The organism is Roseibium sp. SCP15 (assembly GCF_040329435.1).
GTDB lineage: Bacteria > Pseudomonadota > Alphaproteobacteria > Rhizobiales > Stappiaceae > Roseibium.
Genome location: NZ_JBDZYI010000002.1, coordinates 276,993 through 298,280 on the forward strand (window position 1 = coordinate 276,993; position 21,288 = coordinate 298,280).

At 56.7% G+C, this 21,288-nt stretch carries 18 protein-coding genes; 8 read left to right on the forward strand and 10 right to left on the reverse strand.

Features of this window, described 5'->3' with window-relative positions; translation table 11 throughout:
• The first annotated feature begins 293 nt into the window (after positions 1-293).
• Positions 294-920 carry an HAD-IA family hydrolase gene (locus ABLO27_RS08640; RefSeq protein ID WP_353032063.1) on the forward strand — a complete coding sequence of 209 codons (627 nt, stop codon included), beginning with the start codon at positions 294-296 and terminating at the stop codon, positions 918-920.
• Between the two features lie 71 nt (positions 921-991).
• Here the strand turns inward: ABLO27_RS08640 and ABLO27_RS08645 are convergent, their stop codons facing one another.
• The 4 genes from ABLO27_RS08645 to ABLO27_RS08660 all read right to left on the reverse strand — a co-directional run bounded on the left by ABLO27_RS08645 (position 992) and on the right by ABLO27_RS08660 (position 5,931).
• Entirely contained in the window at positions 992-1,657 is a 666-nt protein-coding gene (locus ABLO27_RS08645) for a class I SAM-dependent methyltransferase (RefSeq protein WP_353032065.1), read from the reverse strand.
• Positions 1,658-1,675: 18 nt separating this feature from the next.
• Positions 1,676-2,938, reverse strand: coding sequence for a DUF3419 family protein (locus ABLO27_RS08650; protein ID WP_353032067.1), 1,263 nt, complete (start codon positions 2,936-2,938; stop codon positions 1,676-1,678).
• Positions 2,939-3,096: 158 nt separating this feature from the next.
• Positions 3,097-4,314: a L,D-transpeptidase gene (locus ABLO27_RS08655; RefSeq protein ID WP_353032069.1), complete on the reverse strand. Its 1,218-nt coding sequence runs from the start codon at positions 4,312-4,314 to the stop codon at positions 3,097-3,099.
• Positions 4,315-4,599: 285 nt separating this feature from the next.
• On the reverse strand, positions 4,600-5,931 hold the full coding sequence (locus ABLO27_RS08660; protein ID WP_353032071.1) for a dihydroorotase: 1,332 nt from the start codon (positions 5,929-5,931) through the stop codon (positions 4,600-4,602).
• 169 nt (positions 5,932-6,100) lie between these two features.
• On the opposite strand from ABLO27_RS08660, the gene ABLO27_RS08665 reads away from it, so the two are divergent.
• From ABLO27_RS08665 to ABLO27_RS08685, 5 genes are all read left to right on the forward strand, one after another.
• Complete coding sequence (locus tag ABLO27_RS08665) at positions 6,101-6,991, forward strand: YgfZ/GcvT domain-containing protein (protein ID WP_353032073.1); 891 nt, start codon at positions 6,101-6,103, stop codon at positions 6,989-6,991.
• Between the two features lie 24 nt (positions 6,992-7,015).
• Positions 7,016-7,678, forward strand: coding sequence for an HD family hydrolase (locus tag ABLO27_RS08670; protein WP_353032075.1), 663 nt, complete (start codon positions 7,016-7,018; stop codon positions 7,676-7,678).
• Between the two features lie 54 nt (positions 7,679-7,732).
• A complete protein-coding gene (locus ABLO27_RS08675) occupies positions 7,733-8,239 on the forward strand; it encodes a tyrosine phosphatase family protein (RefSeq protein WP_353032077.1) in 507 nt (168 codons plus the stop codon).
• Between the two features lie 19 nt (positions 8,240-8,258).
• Positions 8,259-9,242 carry an NUDIX hydrolase gene (locus ABLO27_RS08680; protein ID WP_353032079.1) on the forward strand — a complete coding sequence of 328 codons (984 nt, stop codon included), beginning with the start codon at positions 8,259-8,261 and terminating at the stop codon, positions 9,240-9,242.
• A 236-nt stretch (positions 9,243-9,478) separates the two neighbouring features.
• Complete coding sequence (locus tag ABLO27_RS08685; protein ID WP_353032081.1) at positions 9,479-10,726, forward strand: cell wall hydrolase; 1,248 nt, start codon at positions 9,479-9,481, stop codon at positions 10,724-10,726.
• 19 nt (positions 10,727-10,745) lie between these two features.
• Here ABLO27_RS08685 and ABLO27_RS08690 read toward each other — a convergent pair whose 3' ends face one another.
• The 5 genes from ABLO27_RS08690 to nadA form a co-directional block, all read right to left on the reverse strand.
• The gene (locus ABLO27_RS08690) at positions 10,746-11,252 is read right to left on the reverse strand and encodes a YqhA family protein (protein WP_353032083.1); all 507 of its coding nucleotides are present in this window, start codon (positions 11,250-11,252) and stop codon (positions 10,746-10,748) included.
• 239 nt (positions 11,253-11,491) lie between these two features.
• Positions 11,492-12,556, reverse strand: a complete 1,065-nt coding sequence (locus tag ABLO27_RS08695) for a GlxA family transcriptional regulator (RefSeq protein ID WP_353032085.1) — start codon at positions 12,554-12,556, stop codon at positions 11,492-11,494.
• 108 nt (positions 12,557-12,664) lie between these two features.
• Positions 12,665-13,534 (reverse strand): carboxylating nicotinate-nucleotide diphosphorylase, encoded by an 870-nt coding sequence (gene nadC / locus ABLO27_RS08700; protein ID WP_417714759.1) that lies wholly within the window; start codon positions 13,532-13,534, stop codon positions 12,665-12,667.
• Between the two features lie 6 nt (positions 13,535-13,540).
• Positions 13,541-15,142, reverse strand: a complete 1,602-nt coding sequence (locus ABLO27_RS08705; protein ID WP_353032089.1) for an L-aspartate oxidase — start codon at positions 15,140-15,142, stop codon at positions 13,541-13,543.
• 103 nt (positions 15,143-15,245) lie between these two features.
• Positions 15,246-16,328 (reverse strand): quinolinate synthase NadA, encoded by a 1,083-nt coding sequence (gene nadA, locus ABLO27_RS08710; protein WP_353032091.1) that lies wholly within the window; start codon positions 16,326-16,328, stop codon positions 15,246-15,248.
• 382 nt (positions 16,329-16,710) lie between these two features.
• Between nadA and ABLO27_RS08715 the strand changes: the two genes are divergently transcribed.
• Together ABLO27_RS08715 and ABLO27_RS08720 are read left to right on the forward strand one after the other, a co-directional pair.
• On the forward strand, positions 16,711-17,946 hold the full coding sequence (locus ABLO27_RS08715) for an MFS transporter (protein WP_353032092.1): 1,236 nt from the start codon (positions 16,711-16,713) through the stop codon (positions 17,944-17,946).
• 141 nt (positions 17,947-18,087) lie between these two features.
• Positions 18,088-18,807 (forward strand): phytochelatin synthase family protein, encoded by a 720-nt coding sequence (locus ABLO27_RS08720; protein ID WP_353032094.1) that lies wholly within the window; start codon positions 18,088-18,090, stop codon positions 18,805-18,807.
• Between the two features lie 104 nt (positions 18,808-18,911).
• Here the strand turns inward: ABLO27_RS08720 and glyS are convergent, their stop codons facing one another.
• Entirely contained in the window at positions 18,912-20,999 is a 2,088-nt protein-coding gene (glyS, locus tag ABLO27_RS08725) for a glycine--tRNA ligase subunit beta (protein WP_353033495.1), read from the reverse strand.
• Between the last annotated feature and the right edge of the window lie 289 nt (positions 21,000-21,288).

The window sequence follows — 21,288 nt, forward strand, 5'->3', positions numbered from 1 at the left end:
CACCGGCTCAAGGCTTTGTCCAAGCCTCTGCATGTATACGCGTCAACAGTTCTCGATCCGGCTGGAGAGCACCTTAACTTCAATCCCGGCAGACATAGCGGCTGAAGCAAATGGCAGTGCCATCAGGCCAACCAATCATGGACAACGCTTCTCGGACCTTCCCGCAAAAGATCAATAGTTTTGCCGTGATTGTTCAAGGCATGACCAACGATCTGAAGAAAATGGACATGTAATTACCGACCCTTGTTCAAACGCTCCTTCAGCGTTGCCTGTAATAGGAATCAACCATCAAAATGTTGCGGCTAGATAAAGCTTATTCAGCTGTTCTGTTCGATATGGATGGAACGCTTTTGGACTCCCGGCTCGTGGTGGAGCGTGTGATGACAGATTGGGCAAATGCGAATGAAATCGACCCAAACGCATTACTTGCCGTTTCAACAGGACGCAGAACAATTGATGTCGTGCGCGAATTCGCAAAAGCAGGCACAGACTGCGAAGCCGAAGCCGCCAGAATTGAGGCCGCGGAAACGACAGATGTTCGCGGCATAGTCGCGATCCCAGGGGCTGTCGAGCTATTGAACCAATTGTCGCCAGGGCGTTGGGCGATTGTGACTTCTGCCGGGCGCGAGCTCGCGATCCGTCGGCTGAGCGCAGCGGGGCTTCCGATTCCCGAAGTGCTCGTGACCGCAGAAGATATCGATCACGGTAAACCTGATCCTGCAGGCTACATGCTGGCTGCAGAAAAACTCGGCACGAAGGCGGAACAATGCCTGGTGTTCGAGGACGCACCCGCGGGGATTCAGGCAGGTCTGAATGCGGGAAGCGACGTGATAGCGATTGGCTTTGCCAGTCCGGATCACCCGAAACCCGATTGCCCGTTGGTTTCAGATTTCCGATCGATTGAATTTAACCTGAACTGAGGGTCACGACCGGCTTGTGCTTCTTCGACCAAAGGTCGAAAGCGACGATCCCGGTCCGGCCAACGCATGCCCTAGCTTGATTGCACTGTGTTCCGCAATTCGGCGTAGTCCGCGTATCCGCGATACAAGTGTCTGAATTGCAAGTCGGAACCAGTGCGCTCTGCAAGCGATTGAAGTTCCTGCTCCAGATCTGCACGCGGTGTCACGTGAAAGGACTTCAACCAGGAGAACAGCAGCTTGCGGAACCAGCCAGGCAGCTTTCCCTGCTGACCGAAGTCGACCACGTGTATGCGCCCGTCTTCGGCGAGCCTCGTCGCACCGGCGCTCAGCGCCTCACGCCAGATCGGGATCATGGACAATGTGTAGGAGTAAAACACGCGATCAAAGAGTGGTACATCCAGGGCTTCCGTGGCCGCCGGGTTTGCCGCGTCCCCCTCTATCAACTTGATCTGAACGCTCAATCCGGCCCTGGCAATATTCTTTTCCGCGGTTTCCAGCATCTGCCGGGAAATATCCAGACCGTAAAACCGGGCGTCCGGATACCATTTGGCGGCGGCGATTAGGTTTCGGCCCGTGCCGCAACCCAGTTCAAGCACAGCCCCACCACGCGGAGGTTTGAGCTCCGCAATCAAATGATCCCTGCCGAGCAAATAGTATTTGCGCGTCAGGTCATAAACGTGCCGTTGATGACGATAAACAGCATCCATCAATCGGGCAGTTTCAACAGCCTCACTCATGCGCTCGTCCTGACATCCTCAGCCGTTGAAGACATAGAGGTGGAAACCGCCATAGATGGATGAGCGATCCTGACGACCGAGCTCCAGGCTTTCCTCATCCTCATAGGTCCAGCGATTAAGGATTTGGTTAGCGACCCTACCCGGCAGAAGCGTCGGCTCGGCAGCCGTCCGGAAAATGACCCGCGCGCCCGGCCGGGCTGTCCGAGTGACCTCGCTCCACAACGCGTTCAGCTGATGATCAGTCATCCAGTCCTGCGCATCGAGCAGCACATAGGCATCAAGCGTGTCATCAGCCACGCCTTGCAGGTGCTCCGTGAAATTCCGGTTGAGCACTCTGACGCGGCCCGCCCGTGCACGGATCTTCTCGAAATGGGCACGTTTCAGATAAGGTGGCAAAGGTCCGGATTCGCCTGAGGTCTCAGCGCCAGTCGGGGCATATCCACGTCCGAATGCCTGCCAGGCGAAATAGTTGTCCTGCATCGAAAAATCACAGGCAAGCTTCTCCAGCCGTTGGCGTAGAACAGTTGACATGTCGCCTTCGGCATTGGCCGAAACAAGAGCGTCATATTGCGCGGGCGGAATGCCGAGCCCGTATAGCGACATCTTTTTCGATGTCGCCCACCGAACGAGACGCTTGTCGAACAAAGGTGCCAGAGCAGTCTCGAAAAACGACCGTTGCTCTTCCAGTGACCGAGTTTTCACCATGTGTTTGGGGTCGATGCCGTAGAGACGCGCCACCAGATGACCAACGCCAATGCAGTAGCCAAGAAGCCCGTGGTGATAGAGATCGCGAGAAAACAACGTGATCCTTTTCCGGCCCCAGTTAGCAAGATCCCGCCCTTCCCAATAGGAGATCGTTTCCGCATCCAGATTGCTTTTGAGGAAACGATTGTAGGCGGCAACATTGGCCTTCTCGTCCGCTTCACCAAAGAACCGGTAGAAGGTTTCGTAGTTGGGAAAGTGCTGCGCTGCCGCCAGCTTGAGCCTGCCAAGGGCGACATGAGCCCGGTTCAGGTCGACGGCGGTTATCTCCGCCGGATTGGCGGTCAGGTAGGACATCACGTTGCAGCCACCGGAAGCGATGGTGATCATGCGCGATTCCGGTGTCAGACGCAGCGCCCGCATATCCACATCCGGATCTTCCCAGATCTGCGGATAGACCAGCCCCTTGAACGCAAAGGTGAACAAGCGTTCCAGAATGCCTTCCCTGGAAGCCGCTTCGGAACGGTGGACCGCATTCCTGAGCCGTTTCTTCGATGCTGTTAGCGTGCTCTGCGCCATCGCTGTCTCCCGAGTCACCTGCGCAATAAACTGCCTTCCGATACGTCAGAGACACGACAGTTTGGTGACGCTTGTGGAGATATTGCAGCCAGGCGAAAAACAAAAACCCCCGCCGAAGCGGGGGTGTTTCCATTTTTCACTTGTCGTTCAACCGGAAATTATCGAGTGATCACAACAAAGTCGGTCCCAAGGCCGGTGTTGCGCTTGAAACTGCGATCGGTGATCATCAGCGACGTTCCCGGCGTCAACATCCGTGAGAGCTCACGGGCTACCTTCTGCGGAATCTCCACGCGGTCCAGCAAGTCCTTGGAAGTGCTGCCACGCCCTCCCTCTGCGGAAACAGCCATCCACTCGACGGAACTGTCACCCTGTTTGAAGTCCATTGCCGTAAAGACATGGGTGCCGATTTCCTGATCGATGTTCCTGACCGTTACCGGTGCAGAATAGACATCACGGAATTTCCGGCGCACGCGTAATATTGCATTTTGCGGCTTTTCGTACCCGGCATCAGCATGGATATGGGCGAGGAGACCATCGGTGATACGTCCGGTCACGGGCAAGTCCGCGCCTTCCTGGTAGAGACGGATAGCGGCACGGGTCTTGCGGCCAACGACACCGTCTACAGGACCGGCATTATAGCCCATCTGATTGAGGAGACGCTGCATCACCCTGAGTCGGCTCGGTGGCTTCTGCGGGGTAATGATCATCCGCAGCGGCCGGTCGAAGTGAGGATTTTCAGGCTGAGCGACCGGCAACGCAGTGGGCTGAATAGCACCGCGCAAAGCTGCATCCGCACCAACGGCATCATTGGAAAGGCTGGCAAGCTCCGTCATCGGAACATAGGGCTGCGGCAGCGATTCATGCAGAACCGGCACGGGTTCTGCGGCTTCACGCGTCACAACGACATGCATTCCCCGTTCGGTCATGCTGTAAAGAGACTTTGCAAAAGGTCGCGGCAGCCGAATGCATCCATGTGAGGCCGGATAACCCGGAAGCTTACCCACGTGAAGGGCAATACCGGACCATGTGAGCCGCTGCATGAACGGCATCGGAGCATTGTCGTAGATGTTGGAGAAATGCTTGCGGCGCTTCTCCAGAATTGAAAACACTCCCGTCGGAGTGCTGTGACCACGCATGCCGGATGAAATCGGCGATGTCTCGATCAGATCCAGTCCGCGATAGACCTTGATCTTCTGTTCGTCGAGCGACACCAGCATATGCAAAGGCGCTTCTTCGCGCACCTCTTCAACCGCTTCCGGCGACGCATCTGATCCCGCTGCAACGGACACCGATGTCAAGGAAAACAGGGCAAGGCCTGCCAGTCCGGCAAGAAGTCCCGTTCGCTTATATTGATACTCAAATTCTTTTAAAGCCATCCCTGAGCTCCCCAACGCAAAACAATTAAAGCTCGTATTAAAATCTAATCGAGACCTATGTAGATCGAGTTAGGAAACACGGTTACTTATTGGTTTCCCTTACTCTTTGAACCCAAACCCTCGCATCCGGATCCCCATCAGGCTGTTACCCATGTCACACAATTGCGGGTGCAGCGGCAGGAGGTGTCAGCTCCCGCAACCGCTTGTGCAAACTTGAGAATTCAGCCGGAAACGCGCTGCCGCTACTTGAGTGGCAGCGTTGGATGGTCTTTGATGGAGATGCGTTTAGCGCTTCAGTCCGTCCTGAAAGACCACCGCTTCGCCACGTGACGGTGTGGAAAGTTCACCTTCCCACATGACGCGCTGTCCCCGGACAATCGTACCGACGGGCCAACCGGTGACCGACTTGCCGTCATACGGTGTCCAGCCGCATTTAGATGCGATCCAGTCGTTGCTGATTGTCTCGGTGTGCTTGAGATCGACGACCGTGAAGTCAGCGTCATAGCCGACAGCAATTCGTCCCTTGCGTGCTGTCTGGAACAGTCGCGCAGGACCGGCGCTGGTCATGTCAACGAAGCGAGCAAGACTCAGGCGGCCGGCATTGACGTGATCCAGCATGATCGGAACCAGCGTCTGCACGCCAGTCATTCCGGATGGTGATGCCGGATAAGGTTTCTGTTTTTCTTCCAGCAGATGTGGCGCGTGATCGGAACCGAAAATATCCAGGATACCCTGCTGCAGACCCCACCACAGACGCTCGGAATGCCGCGGCGCACGTACGGGCGGGTTCATCTGCACCAGTGTGCCGAGCCGATGATAAGCTTCATCTGTCAGGGTCAGGTGGTGCGGGGTCACCTCGATCGACGCAACGTCCTTGTGGTCGATCAGGTAATCCACTTCTTCCGCAGTGGACAGATGAAGGATATGGATCTTGGCACCGGTCTCGCGGGCAATGCCGACAAGACGCTGGGTGCATTGAAGAGCTGCAACTTCGTCACGCCAGATCGGGTGCGAACTCGGATCTCCCTCCACTCTTTCGCTCTGACGTTCGCGCAGGCGGAATTCGTCTTCGGAGTGGAAAGCCGCACGGCGGCGCGTGGCCGAGAGAATGTCGCGAACACCCTGATCATCCTCGACCAGAAGGTCACCGGTTGAAGACCCCATGAAGACCTTGATCCCGGCCGCCGCTGGCAAGCGCTCCAGCTCGGGAATGTCCTTCACGTTGTCGCGCGTACCGCCGACCCAGAAGGCAAAGTCACAGTGCATGCGGTGGTGACCGCGTTTCACCTTGTCGGCAAGCGCAGCTTCGGAAGTTGTCAGCGGATTTGTGTTCGGCATTTCGAAGACAGCCGTCACGCCGCCCATGACCGCTGCGCGCGATCCCGATTCCAGGTCTTCCTTGTGATCGAGACCCGGTTCGCGGAAATGCACCTGTGTGTCCATGACACCTGGCAACACGTGCAGTCCGGCGCAGTTTATCACCTGGCCTGCCTGGGAGGCATCAAAGGACCCGATACCGGCGATCCTTCCATCCTTGATTGCCACATCCCGAAGTCCCTCACCATCCTGATTGACTACGGTTCCACCCTTCAGGATCAGGTCATAGGTCGCGCTCATGAGGCTCCTCCGGCTATGGTTTTGTCAGTGGCAGGACTATTTCCTCGGGCTTATACGCGCGCGCCGGGAAAAGAGCCAGATGCTCCCGTACGATTTCCCGGACTTGCCCATGTGTGGCAAAGCGCCTATTTGGCCTAGACGACAGTTTACATCTCAACGGGAGTGCTCCGTGCCGTCCTTTTCCTTTGCCCAGCTCACCGACCGGTCGATCATTCGCGTTTCCGGGGAAGAGGCCCAGCATTTCCTCCAGAACCTGGTGACCGCGGATATCGACGAAATAGACCGAAGCGGCGCCGGCGCCTCTGCCCTTTTGACACCTCAAGGCAAGATCCTGTTCGATTTTCTGATCTACAAGACAGACGATTCTTACCTCGTGGATGCCCCATCATCCACAGCCGCAGATCTTCTCAAGCGTCTGACGTTCTACCGGCTACGGGCAAAGGTGGATCTTGAAATGATGCCGGAAGGCACCGCTGTCTTTGCGGTCTGGAATGGAACCGCTCATCCCGAAAGCGCAATAGTCACCGTCACCGACCCGCGGCTGCCCGCGCTCGGGCAGCGGCTTGTCGGTCCAGGAACGGCACTTTCTGACGAGCTCGGAACAGATCCGTCAGACGTACAGGTCTACGATACTCACCGGATTAAGCAGGGCGTGGCTGAAGGGCTGAAGGACTACGACTATTCCGACATCTTTCCGCACGACGCAGACCTCGATCAACTGGGAGGCGTCTCCTTCAGTAAAGGTTGCTATGTCGGCCAGGAAGTTGTTTCGCGCGTTCATCACAGGGGAACCGCCCGCAAACGCTTCGTGCAGGTCGAGAGTTCCGGCACCTTGCCGGAAAAGGGAGCAGTCGTTTCTGCCAACGGCAAATCACTCGGCACGCTCGGTTCCTCCACAGCTGCAAACGGCGGCAGCATCGGCCTGGCGCTGCTTCGGCTTGACAAGGTGCGTCAAGCCGAGGACAACGGCAGCCCACTTCAATGCGGTGACGCTGAGATAACGGTCAAACTTCCCGAATGGGCCGAGTTTGCCTTGCCGGAGCCGGACACCGCGGACTGAAACCGCATTCATTGTCTGGGACCAATGCCCTCAGCCCGTACCGACCAACCGCCCCGCGCCTGGCAGCGCATGCTTTCCGGCCGACGTCTCAATCTGCTGGACCCCTCGCCTCTCGATGTCGAAATATCCGACATCGCCCACGGGCTTGCACGCGTCGCGCGCTGGAACGGGCAGACCCACGGCGATCATGCCTTTTCAGTCGCAGAGCATTCGATGATCGTGGAAGACATCGCGCTGAGGCTGAAGCCGGACCTGCCACCTCACTGGCGTCTGGCGGTGCTTTTGCACGACGCACCGGAATACGTCATCGGCGACATGATTTCCCCGTTCAAGGCGGTTATCGGCGAGGCCTACAAGGCGGTGGAATCACGATTGCAAGGGGCGATCCACCTGCGGTTCGGTTTGCCTGCCGAAATTCCCAAGACAGTCAAGAAACTGGCGAAACGGGCCGACATTATCTGCGCGTATTTCGAAGCAGTGGAACTTGCCGGATTCGATGATGAAGAAGCGGGCAAGATATTCGGGCGGCCACGCGGGTTTCCGGTAGATGGTGGCGGCAAACTTCGGTACGGGCTCAAGCCTCAACCGGTCGCAAAAGCCGAGGAACTGTTCATGAAACGATTTGAAGAAATCGAAGCTCTGCGCGAAGCTGGGAACAAACCAAAAAGCCATCACGCAAACGGGTGACCTGGACCGCGAATACCCCTAGGTTACTGGCAGAAACAAATAACTGGTTCTGTCATGCTGCACGTGTGTTCACTTTCGAAATTGCCTGAAACGGTAGCGGAAACCGGAGCAAAGTCCCTGGTGACCCTGATCAATGCCGAGATGGCTGTCCCAACGCCTCAGGGTATCGATCCGGATCGCCACCTTTTCCTGGCTTTCAACGATATTGTCGATCCGATTGAGGGCCTTGTTCCGGCAAGCGAACAACAGGTGAAAGAATTCATCGCCTTTGTCGAAACCTGGGACAGGAAGGCACCACTTGTCATTCACTGTTGGGCAGGCATAAGCCGCTCGACTGCCGGAGCTTATGTTGCCGCGTGTGCATTGAACCCGGAAGCCGACGAATACCGGATGGCTGCACTGTTGCGGGAGAGGTCTCCATCGGCAACACCCAATCAGCGTATCGTTGCAATCGCAGACAAGTTGCTTGGCCGGGACGGGCGCATGATCGAGGCCATTCGAGGTATCGGACGCGGAGCCAACGCCTTTGAAGGCACGCCATTTGTCATGCCGATCGACTGAGATTTGAACGGGAGAACTCATGCCGCACAGGCACGCAAGTATCGAGATTGGACTGAACGCCGTAATTGTTTCCGTGACCGACGGTGTTCCGCAGATCGTTCACGTTGACGATGCCCGCGATGCCGCTCTCGACAGCTTGCCCTTCGGCCCGTTCGATCCGATCCATCACAAAACATTTGAGATAGGCCTCCGCGCCTGGGTGGAAAACCAGACTGCGCTGCGTCTTGGTTATGTTGAACAGCTCTACACGTTCGGTGACCGTGGCCGCCACAGGGTGACAGGGGATGAAGGACCGCACGTTGTCTCAGTCGGTTACCTTGCGCTCACCCGGCAGACCCCGGACTCCGAAAACACCCTTGCGCGGCACAACTCAGCCTGGCGGTCATGGTATGACTATTTCCCCTGGGAAGACTGGCGCAACGGTCGCCCGGCATTGCTCGATAACGAAATCCTGCCGGCGCTCGAAGTCTGGGCTGAGGAAACACCTTCCCCCGATGAAACACCGAAACCGCTGAGCCGACAGGAACGAATCCGCCTTGCTTTCGGAACCGAAGCCACAAGCTGGGACGAGGAACGCGCGCTCGAGCGCTTTGAGCTTCTATATGAGGCAGGCCTGATCCTGGAGGCGAAGCGAGACGGCCGGCCCGCGGCGCTCGCACGGGACACCCTTCCTTTTCTCGGAGCATCGATGCGCTTCGATCATCGCCGTGTTCTGGCAACAGCAATCTCGCGCCTGCGCGGCAAGCTGAAATACCGCCCCGTTATATTCGAGTTGATGCCGGAGACTTTCACGCTCACGGAACTGCAGACTTCGGTGGAAGCCATATCCGGCCGTCACCTTCACAAGCAGAATTTCCGTCGTCTGGTGGAAAACGCAGACCTTGTCGAACCTACGGGGGCAACCTCCACTGCGACTGGCGGACGACCAGCTGCGCTGTTTCGCTTCCGGCACCAGTTGATGAGTGAGCGGCCGGCCCCGGGCCTGCGTGTCGGCGGACGCTGATTCTGCTCAGCCTGTGTCCAAACTACCACGTCAACTGCCCCTCAGTACTTCGCACTATTAACCATACTCGCGTCGCAGACAGAGAAAAATTCGCGAAAACCGGCGAATTCTGATCTCATTAACGCTCTTTCAAGGTTAAGCAGACATCTTCAACTGAAGTGCCGCTGTTTACACAGCGTTAGCACAGGTCGTCCGGTGTGATGGGACGATGTGTAACGAGTTGGAGTTGGCTGCGTATGTTTGGCCTTAAGTCCCGCACAGAAAAGCGGTTATCTTCTGAAGTGACGCTATATCAAAGCCCGACGCGCGCACGTCTGCGCCGGTTCGCCTATCTGCTTGCCGCAAGCCCGCTGGTCTATTTCGGGCTGGGCGGAACTGTTGGCGAACAGGATATTTTCGCGTTGATCAACGCGCGCCACAACCAGACACCGCGCTGGATGATGGCGCTCGAGCCCGCAAACTTCACGTCCAAGATCACTCCTCAGCTTGCCCTCGGAACAACGCCGGTTCCCACCCATGCGAGTGCCCCCATTCTGACCCTGACCTCGCCTGACAAGGGGTTCGAGGCCAAACCGGTGACCGGGCTTGAAGATGTTGCCAACAGCGTACGACCAACCGAACTTCCTGAAAAAATTGTCACCAACACTTCGGGCAAGGGTGACCGCAAGATCACCATGGCTCCCGACCGTCAAATGGTCGATATGGCAGCGGGCAACATTTATGCAATGTCCAGCCTGATCTCCAACGAGAAGAAACATGAAGACCTTCCGCGCGTCGCCTTCGTGAAACCTGCACCGCTCAATTCCAGGGAAACCACCCTTCTGGCCAAGGCTGACAAGGACGGACTTCTTGAGGATGGCCCGCTCGATCTGCAGAAGGTGATGATGGCGCGCAATGCCGCTGCCGCCAGCTTTTCGCTCGTTTCCGCTTATGCGCCTGACAGCGTCAAGGAAACCAAAGAACCGTTCGACGCTCTGTTCGGTGCGGCGAAATACGAGCAAGAACTGCCCCCGCCGGAAGATCCGGAGAACCCGCACTGGTGGGCTCAAAAGCCGTTGCCCTTGTCCGTCGGCCAGAAAAAGGAACAACGTTGCCTTGCGGAGGCCATCTATTTCGAAGCGAGAGGGGAAACCGAAGAGGGTCAGGTTGCCGTTGCTCAGGTTGTTCTGAACCGGGTGAAGAATCCGGCTTACCCGAGCTCGATCTGCGGTGTGGTCTATCAGAACCGGCACAAGCGCAACCGCTGCCAGTTCTCGTTTGCCTGTGACGGTATCAAGGACCGGATTTCAAGCAAGGGCGCGTGGAAAACCGCGCAAAAGCTGGCCAGGGAAGTTCTGGACGGCAAGCGCTATCTGAAAATGGTCGATGCCTCCACGCACTACCACGCGACTTACGTGAACCCGAGGTGGGCGAAGTCCATGGCCAAGCGTGGTCAGGTCGGCCTGCACATCTTCTACAAGACCTATGCAGGTGGCTGGAACTGATCCGGCCACCAAACCTGAATCAGTCGCTGGACCTGAAGACGTTGGTGACAACATAAGTTGCCAACAGGACAAGGTGAAAACCGAACAGTGCCACGAACTGCAGCGTGCTGATCTGCGAAAACTCCAAGAGTTCACTCAGAACATGGATCGAAGAGATGATGACGATCGTCGAAACGATCCTGTGCTTCATCCGCCTGTAAGCCCGTTCGCTTTCCTTGATATACCCTTCCCCATGCGCTGAAGCCTTCAGCCGATAGGTGTTATAGGTATTGTTCGCGACCATCACCACGAGGTTCGCGATGAACACCATGTCCAGGAGATTGAGAATCAGCAGGATCGTCTTCTTGCGATCCAGAAACTCGTAGGTCGAGACGGCGTCGTAGATGTCAACGAAGAAGGTGATCAGAAACAGCACCATGCCGATGGACAGGCCCACCAACATCGGGATCTGAGCCAGACGCGTCAGCCGATTGGCCAGATCGAATTCGTTTGTTGTTGTTTCTTCAGCAGTTTGCCGTTCGTCCATTTGGTCTTCCTGAACCTTCCATTCCAGACCTTTTGACAAACGCTAGGGCAAAAACCAACCAGACGGAACCACTTAAGGTGTTTGCTGCTCGACTTTGTTTCGTTCGTCCAAAACTGCTTTAGATGGTTTTCCGCCTGTGATCCAGTACCTTTGCCAGACCTTGCTTTCGGATGGAGATACCGCTGCCCACTCCGATCAAAAACAAAACGGAGCAGTCCATACCTTCTTGCGTTGGCCGTTCAGCGCTCCCAGAGATTGCCTTTGAGCTGTCTGTCCTGGGCCGGGCTTACACCGTGTGCTGACCGGTAGCGTTTGGAGAAATGAGAAGCACTGGAAAAACCGCAGGCGACGCCGATGTCGATGATGCGCATCGACGTCCGGCAGACCAGCTGGCGTGCAATATCGATGCGGATCTTGTTGTAATACTCAAGCGGTGAGCAGTTCAGATACTTCTGGAAGTCGCGCTGCAGCTGGCGCGGGCTGGCGCCTAGCTTGTCGGCGATTTCCTGCAGAGACAGCGTTTCGCTGACATTTTCGGTCATAAGCTCAATGCAGCTGCGCAGTTTCTTCGGCACCATTTGCAGATCGTCACGCATGAGCGTGTGCTGTCGCTCGGCTCCGGATCGCATGTCATGATGCAGCGCGATCTCTGCAACATCGCTCGCCACGGCCCCGCCATGGACCTCTGCAATGAAGCCGATCATGAGATCGAGCGCAGCCGTTCCGCCCGCACACGTCAGATAGCGTCCATCGGCCTGAATGAGATTGTCGACGAGTTCGGCGTTGGGAAAGAGTTCCTTGAAGAGGTCTGCATATTCCCAATGGATCGTGCAACTGCGGTTGTCGAGCAGTCCAAGATCCGCGAGCACATATGCGCCAGTGCAGATGCCCGCAATGCGACTGAAGCGCTGTGCGAACTGGCGGATCAATGCCTTTTGTCCCGATGTCAGCGAGACACGTTCGACGTCGTCAGAACTGCAAACCGCGACAAGGTCAGCATGTTCGATCTCATCAAGCGCACAGTCGGCCCGCATGCGGCTGCCGTTGCTGGCAACAGCATCCTGACCATCGACCGTGCAGCAGCGGTAGTTGAAGGCCTGCCGCTTCAGAACCTTGTTGGCGATACGCAGCGGTTCTATTGCAGAGGCAAAGGAAAGCAGGGAAAAATTCTTCAGGAGAAGAAAGCAGACATCGACTGTTGAGGTGTTGGACGGTTCCGCAATCCGCTGCCAGCCCGAGTGAGACGAAATGATCTCATGAGATTGCTCGGAGGGAGAGACACCACTGCGTGCTTTTGTCGTCACCGAAAGCCGGCCTCCATCGTTTCCCTGGCAGATGATCCTGTCGGCCATCTTGTGCGCACACTGCCTCACTCAGGTGCATAAGTCGAGTATCACAGTCTGGCGCCCGGATCAGGCAATCTCGATATCGAGACCGAGGTCCAGTACCGGTGCGGAATGGGTTATCCATCCCGACGAGATCAGGTCCACACCGGACTCCGCCACCGCCTTGACGGTATCAAGCTCAATGCCACCGGAAGCTTCCAGCAGAACCTTGCCTCCGGCGATTTCGACGGCCCGAGCCAGTTGGTCCGGCTGCATGTTGTCGAGCATGACGACGTCCGGTCCGGCCGTGAGGGCTTCCTTCAACTGGTCCAGAGTGTCGACTTCCACTTCGATCTTCACCAGGTGGCCAGCAAAAGCCTTGGCCGCTTCAATGGCCGGAACAACCCCACCGGCAACAGCAATGTGATTGTCCTTGATGAGGATCGCGTCATCTAAACCAAAACGATGGTTGGCACCACCGCCGCATTTGACCGCATATTTTTCGAACGCACGCAGACCAGGCGTTGTCTTGCGAGTGCAGACAATGTCAGCCTTGGTATGAGCGATCAGGTCGGCGAAACCTGAAGTCGCTGTGGCGATGCCGGACAGATGACCCAGGAAGTTCAAGGCCACGCGTTCAGCCGAGAGCAACGCCCGCGCTAGCCCCTCAATACGTGCGACAACGTCCTTGGGGGACAGCCGATCGCCGTCTTGCATGACAGGCTCAAAACGCAACGAACCATCCGTCAGCCGGAAAGCGCTTTCAGCAAATCCGATTCCCGACAACACTCCCGGCTTGCGGGCGGCAATGACGGCGCTGGCTCGCGCCTCCGCGGGAAGGGTTGCCTGACTGGTGACGTCCCCTGCCCGGCCCCAGTCCTCGAGAAGAGCTGCCCTGACGGCTTCATCGATCATCAATTGCGGCAGGTCGGGACGGTAGTTGCTGGTCATCGGCATATCCGCTTATGCGGTCTCCAGAACTTCGGCAGTAATCGCTTCCACTTCTTTCAAGGTGGTGTAGGAGCGTTTGGCCATATCCGGATTTGCCTCCGGGAAATCGCTTCGAAAGTGACCGCCGCGGCTCTCCTGCCGCTTCAACGCGGACGCGGTAATGATCTTGCCGGCAACCATCATGTTCCTGATGGACTGACGCACGCAGATGCGCTCGGATTTCGCGATATCGGCTAAGGCGATCTTCAGAGTTTCGGCGTCGCGCACGACACCGACATTCCTGGCCAGCGTGTTGCGCAGGACCGTGATCGCATCGCGTTCTTCAACGTTCCGTTGGCTCGGAAGTCCCGGCTCATCGTCCATTGCGTTCCAATAGGCACTTCGCGGGGTCGGCATCAGGCCCTGGATGTCCTCGGCAATGCGCGCTGCAAAGACAACAGCTTCCAGAAGGGAGTTGGACGCAAGGCGATTGGCACCATGAGCCCCGGTGGATGCGACCTCACCTGCCGCCCACAGGCCGTCCAGGGAGGTTCTACCGTTTGCATCCGTCAACACGCCACCCATGTGGTAGTGCTCAGCCGGAGCGACCGGGAGCAGTTCCCTGGTCGGGTCGATGCCCGCCGCACCGGCTGCCGCGAAGACAGTCGGGAACTCCTCCTTGAACTTGTCGCCGATTGCCTCGCGGCAATCCAGATAGGCACCCCGACCGGCGGCAATTTCCTGATGAATGGCGCGTGCCACGATATCTCGCGGCGCAAGTTCACGGTCCGGATGAAGCCCATCCATGAATCGCTCTCCGGCCTTGTTGACCAGAATGGCCCCTTCACCACGCAAAGCTTCGGTTGCCAGCGGTGTCGGATCCTTGCCGACATCGAGTGCTGTGGGGTGGAACTGAACGAATTCGGCATCGGCAATCACCGCACCGGCCCTGGCCGCCATGGCCAGTCCATGGCCATTTGCTTCATGCGGATTGGTGGTCATGCCATATAGATGACCAATACCGCCGGAGGCCAGGACAACTGCCTTTGCAGGAAACGCCATGCGCTCGATGCCGCCGCGCCGCCGTGCCAGAACACCGGTCACATAGCGTCCTTCGCCGAGAAAACTTTCGCCGATATAACCTTCCAGGACACGAATTGACGGTGTGTTGCGCACGGCCGCAATGAGGGCGTCCATAATCGCCTTGCCGGCCATGTCGCCACGGACGCGAACAACGCGGCTTTGCGAATGGGCCGCCTCGCGGGAGAATTTCAATCGTCCTTCCAGATCCTGATCAAAAGGAACGCCGTAGGACAGAAGGTCGTGTATCCGGTCGCTTCCCTCGCGCGTCATCTGGTCGACGATTTTTTCCTCGCAGATACCACAACCGGCAGCAAGCGTGTCATCGCGATGCTTTTCAACCGAATCCTGCTCGGAGATGGCCGCAGCGATACCGCCCTGCGCCCAGGCGGACGAAGCCCCTTCACCGATCGGTGCATTGGTGATGATTGTGACCGGTCTCGGACTGAGTTTCAGAGCACAGAAGAGACCTGCGAGGCCTCCGCCCAGAATGACGACATCATCTACATCCTTGCCAATGTAGGCAGGCGCGAAATCCTCAACCGATACGGCCATGGGAATCTTCCTGGAACAGTTTGGGCCAAGCCCGAAAAAGTTTCCGGGCCAAGAGGTCCTTCGGCCCGGAAAATACGCTGTGCGCGGTTTAGACCAAAGATGGTCAGATTTTCAAGTTGATCATCCGCTCGACGGAGACACGAGCGCGGTCGGCAACCACAGGATCAACAATAACTTCGTCTTTCATTTCGACAAGCGTGTCGAGAATCTTGTCCAGCGTGATCCGTTTCATGTGCGGGCAAAGATTGCACGGACGAATGTAGTTCACGCCCGGCGTCTCGCTGGCGACGTTGTCGGCCATCGAGCATTCGGTGATCATCATCACCTTTTCCGGCTGCTTCGTTTTGACCCAGTTGATCATGTGGGCAGTGGACCCGGCAAAATCAGCCTCGGCCACAACGTCGGGCGGGCATTCCGGGTGCGCAATGATCTTCACTTCCGGTTCGATCTTGCGATAGTCGCGCAGCTCCTGAGCGGTGAAACGCTCGTGCACTTCACAGGCACCATCCCAGACCAGAACTTCGACATCGGTCTTGTTGCCGACATTCGCCGCCAGATACTTGTCCGGAATGAGGAAGACCTTGTCGACACCGAAGCTCTCCACCACCTGCAAGGCGTTGGAGGAGGTGCAGCAGATATCGCACTCTGCCTTCACGTCTGCCGAGGTGTTCACATAGGTGATGATCGGAATGCCGGGGTTGCGTTCGCGAAGGCCACGCACATCGGCTCCGGTAATTGACTCGGCAAGCGAGCACCCTGCCCTCATGTCGGGAATGAGGACCGTTTTCTCAGGACTGAGAATTTTCGAGGTCTCCGCCATGAAGTGGACGCCACACTGCACGATCACTTCGGCGTCCGTGCGGGTCGCCTCGATGGCAAGCTGAAGACTGTCACCTACAATGTCCGCGACACCGTGGTAGATGTCCGGTGTCATATAATTGTGCGCCAAAACAACCGCGTTGCGCTCTTTTTTCAGCTTGTTGATCGCGAAGATCGTCGGCGCGAGCGCAGGCCACTCGATGGCCGGGATGATGTGTTTCACCTTCTCGTACATCGGTGCAGTCGCCTCGGCGACCTCAGGCGTGTAGCTCAAATCCGGCCGCTCAACCCTGCCGTAGCGCTCCAAAGCCGACAGGCCGTTCGAAATCGGATCACCAACCGGTGCGGATGTCTGGGCAATGGTCATTGCGACCTCCCTTTGATGTGCAGACCGAACCTGTAATTTCAGACTGCGACCTCATTATACTCAACTTGAGCATATTAATCGCAAAAGAAAACGGGCACGTCGGCCCAGGCACTTTTGCTCGTTCGGAGTTTATATAAGGGGAATGTGGCTAAAAATCCATCACTTTCCGCACCAATTGGCCGGATAGATATTTTATCTTTCGTTTTCAATCACTTGAAGGAAAATTTTTTAACGCCCTACTAGCCAGCTAACAAATTCCGCAACCCAAGCAAGTCAGTGGTGCTCATTCATTTCATTTCTTGATCCATTGATCAAAATTACGCGTTTTGCCGTTTCAAACGCACCCGCTATCTTATCGTAGAAATACGATTTGAGGCTTCCAATGACCATCGCAACCTCCTCTGTACGCTCAGGCCCCAACATTCCGTTGGTGATCGCGTGCGGCTGTCTGATTGCCCTGATTTCTTTCGGCCCCCGTTCGGCAATGGGGCTGTTTTTTCAACCGATGACCGAAGCTCGCGACTGGAGCCGTGAAATTTTCGCGCTGGCAATTGCCATTCAGAATCTGGTGTGGGGCATTGGCCAACCCGTCGCTGGAATGATGGCCGATCGCTATGGCACCTGGAAAACAATGACCATCGGCGCGGTGCTCTACGCCACCGGCCTCCTTCTGATGATTGATGCGGATAGCGCTGTGGCGTTGCACGTTTCTGCCGGAGTCCTCATAGGCCTCGGCATCGCGTTTTCCTCCTTCTCACTGGTGCTGGCAGCATTCGGGCGCACCGTTTCACCCGCGCAAAGGTCAATAGCATTCGGCATCGGAACGGCGTCGGGCTCGCTTGGGCAGTTCCTTTTCGCACCGCTTGGCGGTGCACTCATCGCCAATATCGGTTGGCAGGACACACTGCTCGTCTTCATGGGGCTGGTCGCATTCATCCCGCTGTTTGCAATTGCGCTGCGAGGCAAATCCGATCACTCAGGGGCAGCGGTTCCAGCAAGCAATCAGAAGCTTACCGAAGCCGTCGCGGAAGCTTTCGGCACCCGTGGTTTCATCTTGCTGACGATCGGCTTTTTCGTCTGCGGATTTCACGTGGCGTTTATCACTGTGCACCTGCCACCCTATATCGCCGACCTCGGTCTGGACCCGGCCTGGGGCGCAACAGCGATTGCACTTATCGGGCTGTGCAACATCGTTGGGTCCCTGGCGTCAGGCTATATCGGAGGCCGCTATTCCAAGCCGATCTTCCTGTCACTGATTTACCTCGGCAGGTCGATAACTATTTTTGCCTTCATCATGCTGCCGGTTACGCCTGTGTCCGTACTGGTCTTTTCCGGCGTGATGGGATTGTTGTGGCTTTCGACAATTCCGCCGACATCCGGCCTCGTCGCGGTAATGTTCGGCCCGCGCTACATGGCAACCTTGTTCGGCTTCGTGTTCCTGTCCCACCAGATCGGCTCTTTCCTGGGTGTCTGGCTGGGTGGCAAGATCTATGACGAAACCGGCTCTTATGACGCCATCTGGTGGTGTGGCATCGTTTTGGGGATTCTGGCAGCTCTCATTCACCTGCCCATTCAGGAAAAGCCGGTGCCAAGATTGGCAGCGGAACCAGCCCAATAGCAATTACCGCCGATCTCCCCTGAACCTGTTGAGACTATCAATTGTCTCGGCAGGTTCCATATGGACATATTGAAAGGTTGATGTGTGAGCGCCCTACCAGCGCCGACGGATCTCGTTTTCAATCAAAAGGGGATTAGTATCATGTACCGGATTGCCCTGAATTTCGCCGCAATGACAATGGCTTGCGTGTCTTTCGCTCACGCGGAAACAATGCCTTTGTCCGATGACTTGATCGATCTTACGAGCAGCGAAGGACAGTCTCTTCTCCTTGGAGCCGAGGCGTATGACGACTATTTTCCCTTGAGCATCCATTTCACAACGCAGGACAATCCCGCCTATTGCGGTCCGGCCACCATCGCCATGGTGCTCAACGCTCTGAATGTACCGCGCCCGGCTTCGAAAATGACGCTTGGTCTCGGGATGTTCGATCAGAAGAACATTTTCACCGACGCGGCTGCAGCCGTTAAACCGGCCGAGTCGATCATTAACCCGCCCTATGGCATGACGCTGGACGAGCTTGGTGGTGTTCTTGCAGCACATGACCTTGATGTGGAAGTCGTTCACGCAGGCGACACGGATCTCGACACGTTCCGGAAGACCGCAATCGAGCTGCTGCAGAAAGAAGACTCTTTCATACTCGTGAACTACCTGCGCAAAGCCATGGGTCAGGAATCGGGCGGTCACATTTCACCGCTCGCAGCTTATGACGAGGACACAGACCGTTTCCTCATCCTCGACGTCGCGCGTTACAAGTATCCGCCAGTCTGGGTCGATGCGGCAACGCTGTTTGACGCAATGAACACCACTGATTCAGACAACAATGACAGGACAAGAGGCTATGTCACGGTAGGCCGCTCCTAGCAGCCCTATCCCTTCGCCACAAAGGTTGCAGCGCAGCTTCTCGATACAGTGATCGCAGAGAGGTACCTGCATGTTTTCTTCAAACATGCAGGCCTTTTGTCTACTTATCCGGCAACCTTCGAGAAGTCGGCGACCACGTGGGTCGCATCGCGAATCTCGCCGAGCAGTTGAAGGCGGTTCATGCGCAGAACCTTGTCGTCCGCATTGACCAGAATGTCTTCAAAGAAACGATCAACCGGCGCGCGCAGTTTCGAGAGCGCTTCCATGGCTCCCTCGAAGTTCTCGGCTTTAACTGCTTCCGCAGCCTCGGCGCGGGCCGTATCGATGGCAGCAGCCAGGTCGATTTCCGCCTGCTCCTGCAGGTGATCTGCATGCGGTTTGCCTGTAATCGGCGTGCCGTCCTTCTTTTCTTCCGCCTTCAGGATGTTGACCGCTCGCTTGTAGCCTGCAAGCAGGTTCGCACCATCGTCGGACGACACAAGCTTGCCAAGTGCCTCAACGCGTTTGACGACCATCAGCAGATCGTCCTGACCTTCAAGAGCAAAGACGGCATCGATCAGGTCGTGACGTGCGCCTTCATCCTTGAGGTAGACCTTGAGACGATCACCGAAGAAGGACAGAAGGTCAGCAACAAGCGCATCCGGGTCCGTGACATTCACATTGTGCAGATCCAAAGCAGATCGGATCGCCTGCCCCAACTTGATCCGCAGTCCGTTTTCGAGGACGAGACGAATGACGCCGAGCGCAGCACGACGAAGCGCGAACGGGTCCTTCGAACCGGTTGGCTTTTCATCAATCGCCCAGAACCCGGCAAGCAAATCGAGCTTGTCCGCCAGTGCGACGCTGACCGCAACCGGGTCCGTCGGCACGTTGTCGGAAGGTCCCTGCGGCTTGTAGTGTTCTTCAACGGCTGTCGCGACAGAAGCATCTTCTCCCTGGGCAGCTGCATAGTAGCGCCCCATCAGACCCTGAAGTTCCGGGAACTCAAAGACCATTTGCGAGACAAGGTCGGCCTTGGCGAGCTCGGCCGCCCGCTTCGCCTTCGCCTCATCAGAACCGACCATTGGGGCCAATTCAGCGGAAAGAGAAGCGAGGCGCTTCACACGCTCGCCAACGCTGCCGAGCTTTTCGTGGAACTTGACCTCATCCAGCTTCGGCAGATTGTCGGACAGTCTGGTCTTCAGATCCGTCTCCCAGAAGAAGCGGGCATCGGAAAGCCGTGCACGAATGACCTTCTCGTTGCCGGCAACAATCAGCTTGCCACCATCTTCGGCAAGGATGTTGGAAACGAGGACGAGCTTGTTCGCAAGGCGACCGGACTTCGGATCCTTCAGCACGAAACATTTCTGATTCACGCGAATGGTGAGCTGAATACACTCATCCGGAATTTCCAGGAAATCCTCGTCGAAGGCCCCGGTGAGAACCACCGGCCATTCGACAAGACCTGCAACTTCTTCCAGAAGTCCCGGGTCCTCGACCAGTTCGAGACCAAGGGCCAGCGCCTGATCCTTGGCATCGTTCAGGATGATTTCCTTGCGGCGGTCGGCATCCAGGACGACCTTGTGTTTTTCAAGGCCGGTCGCGTAATCGTCAAATCTGCGCACTTCGAATGCTTCATCTGCCAGGAAACGGTGGCCACGCGTCGCCTGACCCGAATGAATGCCATCAAACTCGAATGGTACAACTTCGGGTTCTTCCGTTTCCGGACCGAAAGTGGCGACAATGGAATGAAGCGGCCGGACCCAACGCGTTGAGGTTGATCCCCAGCGCATGGATTTTGGCCAAGGGAAGTTGCGCAAGATGCCCGGCATGAACTCTGCGATGATATCAATTGCCGAACGACCGGGCTTTTCGATCACCGCGACATAAAAGTCACCTTTTTTCGGATCGCTCTGGATTGTCGCATCGTCGATGGAAGCAAGACCGGCACCGCGCAAAAAACCTTCAACGGCCTTATCGGGCGCACCAACACGCGGCCCCTTTCGTTCTTCTCTGGTTGCAGCGGAGCCGACCGGAACACCTGCCACATGAAGAGCCAGACGCCGCGGCGTGGCAAATGCCTTCGCGCCCTCGTACGGCAAACCGGCATCGACCAGTGCGTTTGATACGAGAGACTTCAAGTCTTCGGCCGCCTTGCGCTGCATACGGGCCGGAATTTCTTCGCTGAAAAGCTCAAGCAGAAGATCGGGCATGGGATTAAGGGCCTTCGGTCTTGGTGGGGTGCCACCGGAAATGGATTGAGCGTCCGTTACCAAGTCGCTGGCCACTTGTCACCCCCTTTCCGGTTCAACCCGGCACCGCAACGTCATCCTCTCTTTCGCAGGTGGCTTCACTGGAATGCTTCACTTTTCTTCAAGAAATACATGCGAGACTTTGGCGAAATCAGACAGCCTGATGTATTGGGACAAATTACGTGACTAAACAGGAAGTTGCAGAAAAGCGGTTGCTATCTCGATCTATGATTGCACTCCTGATAATAGT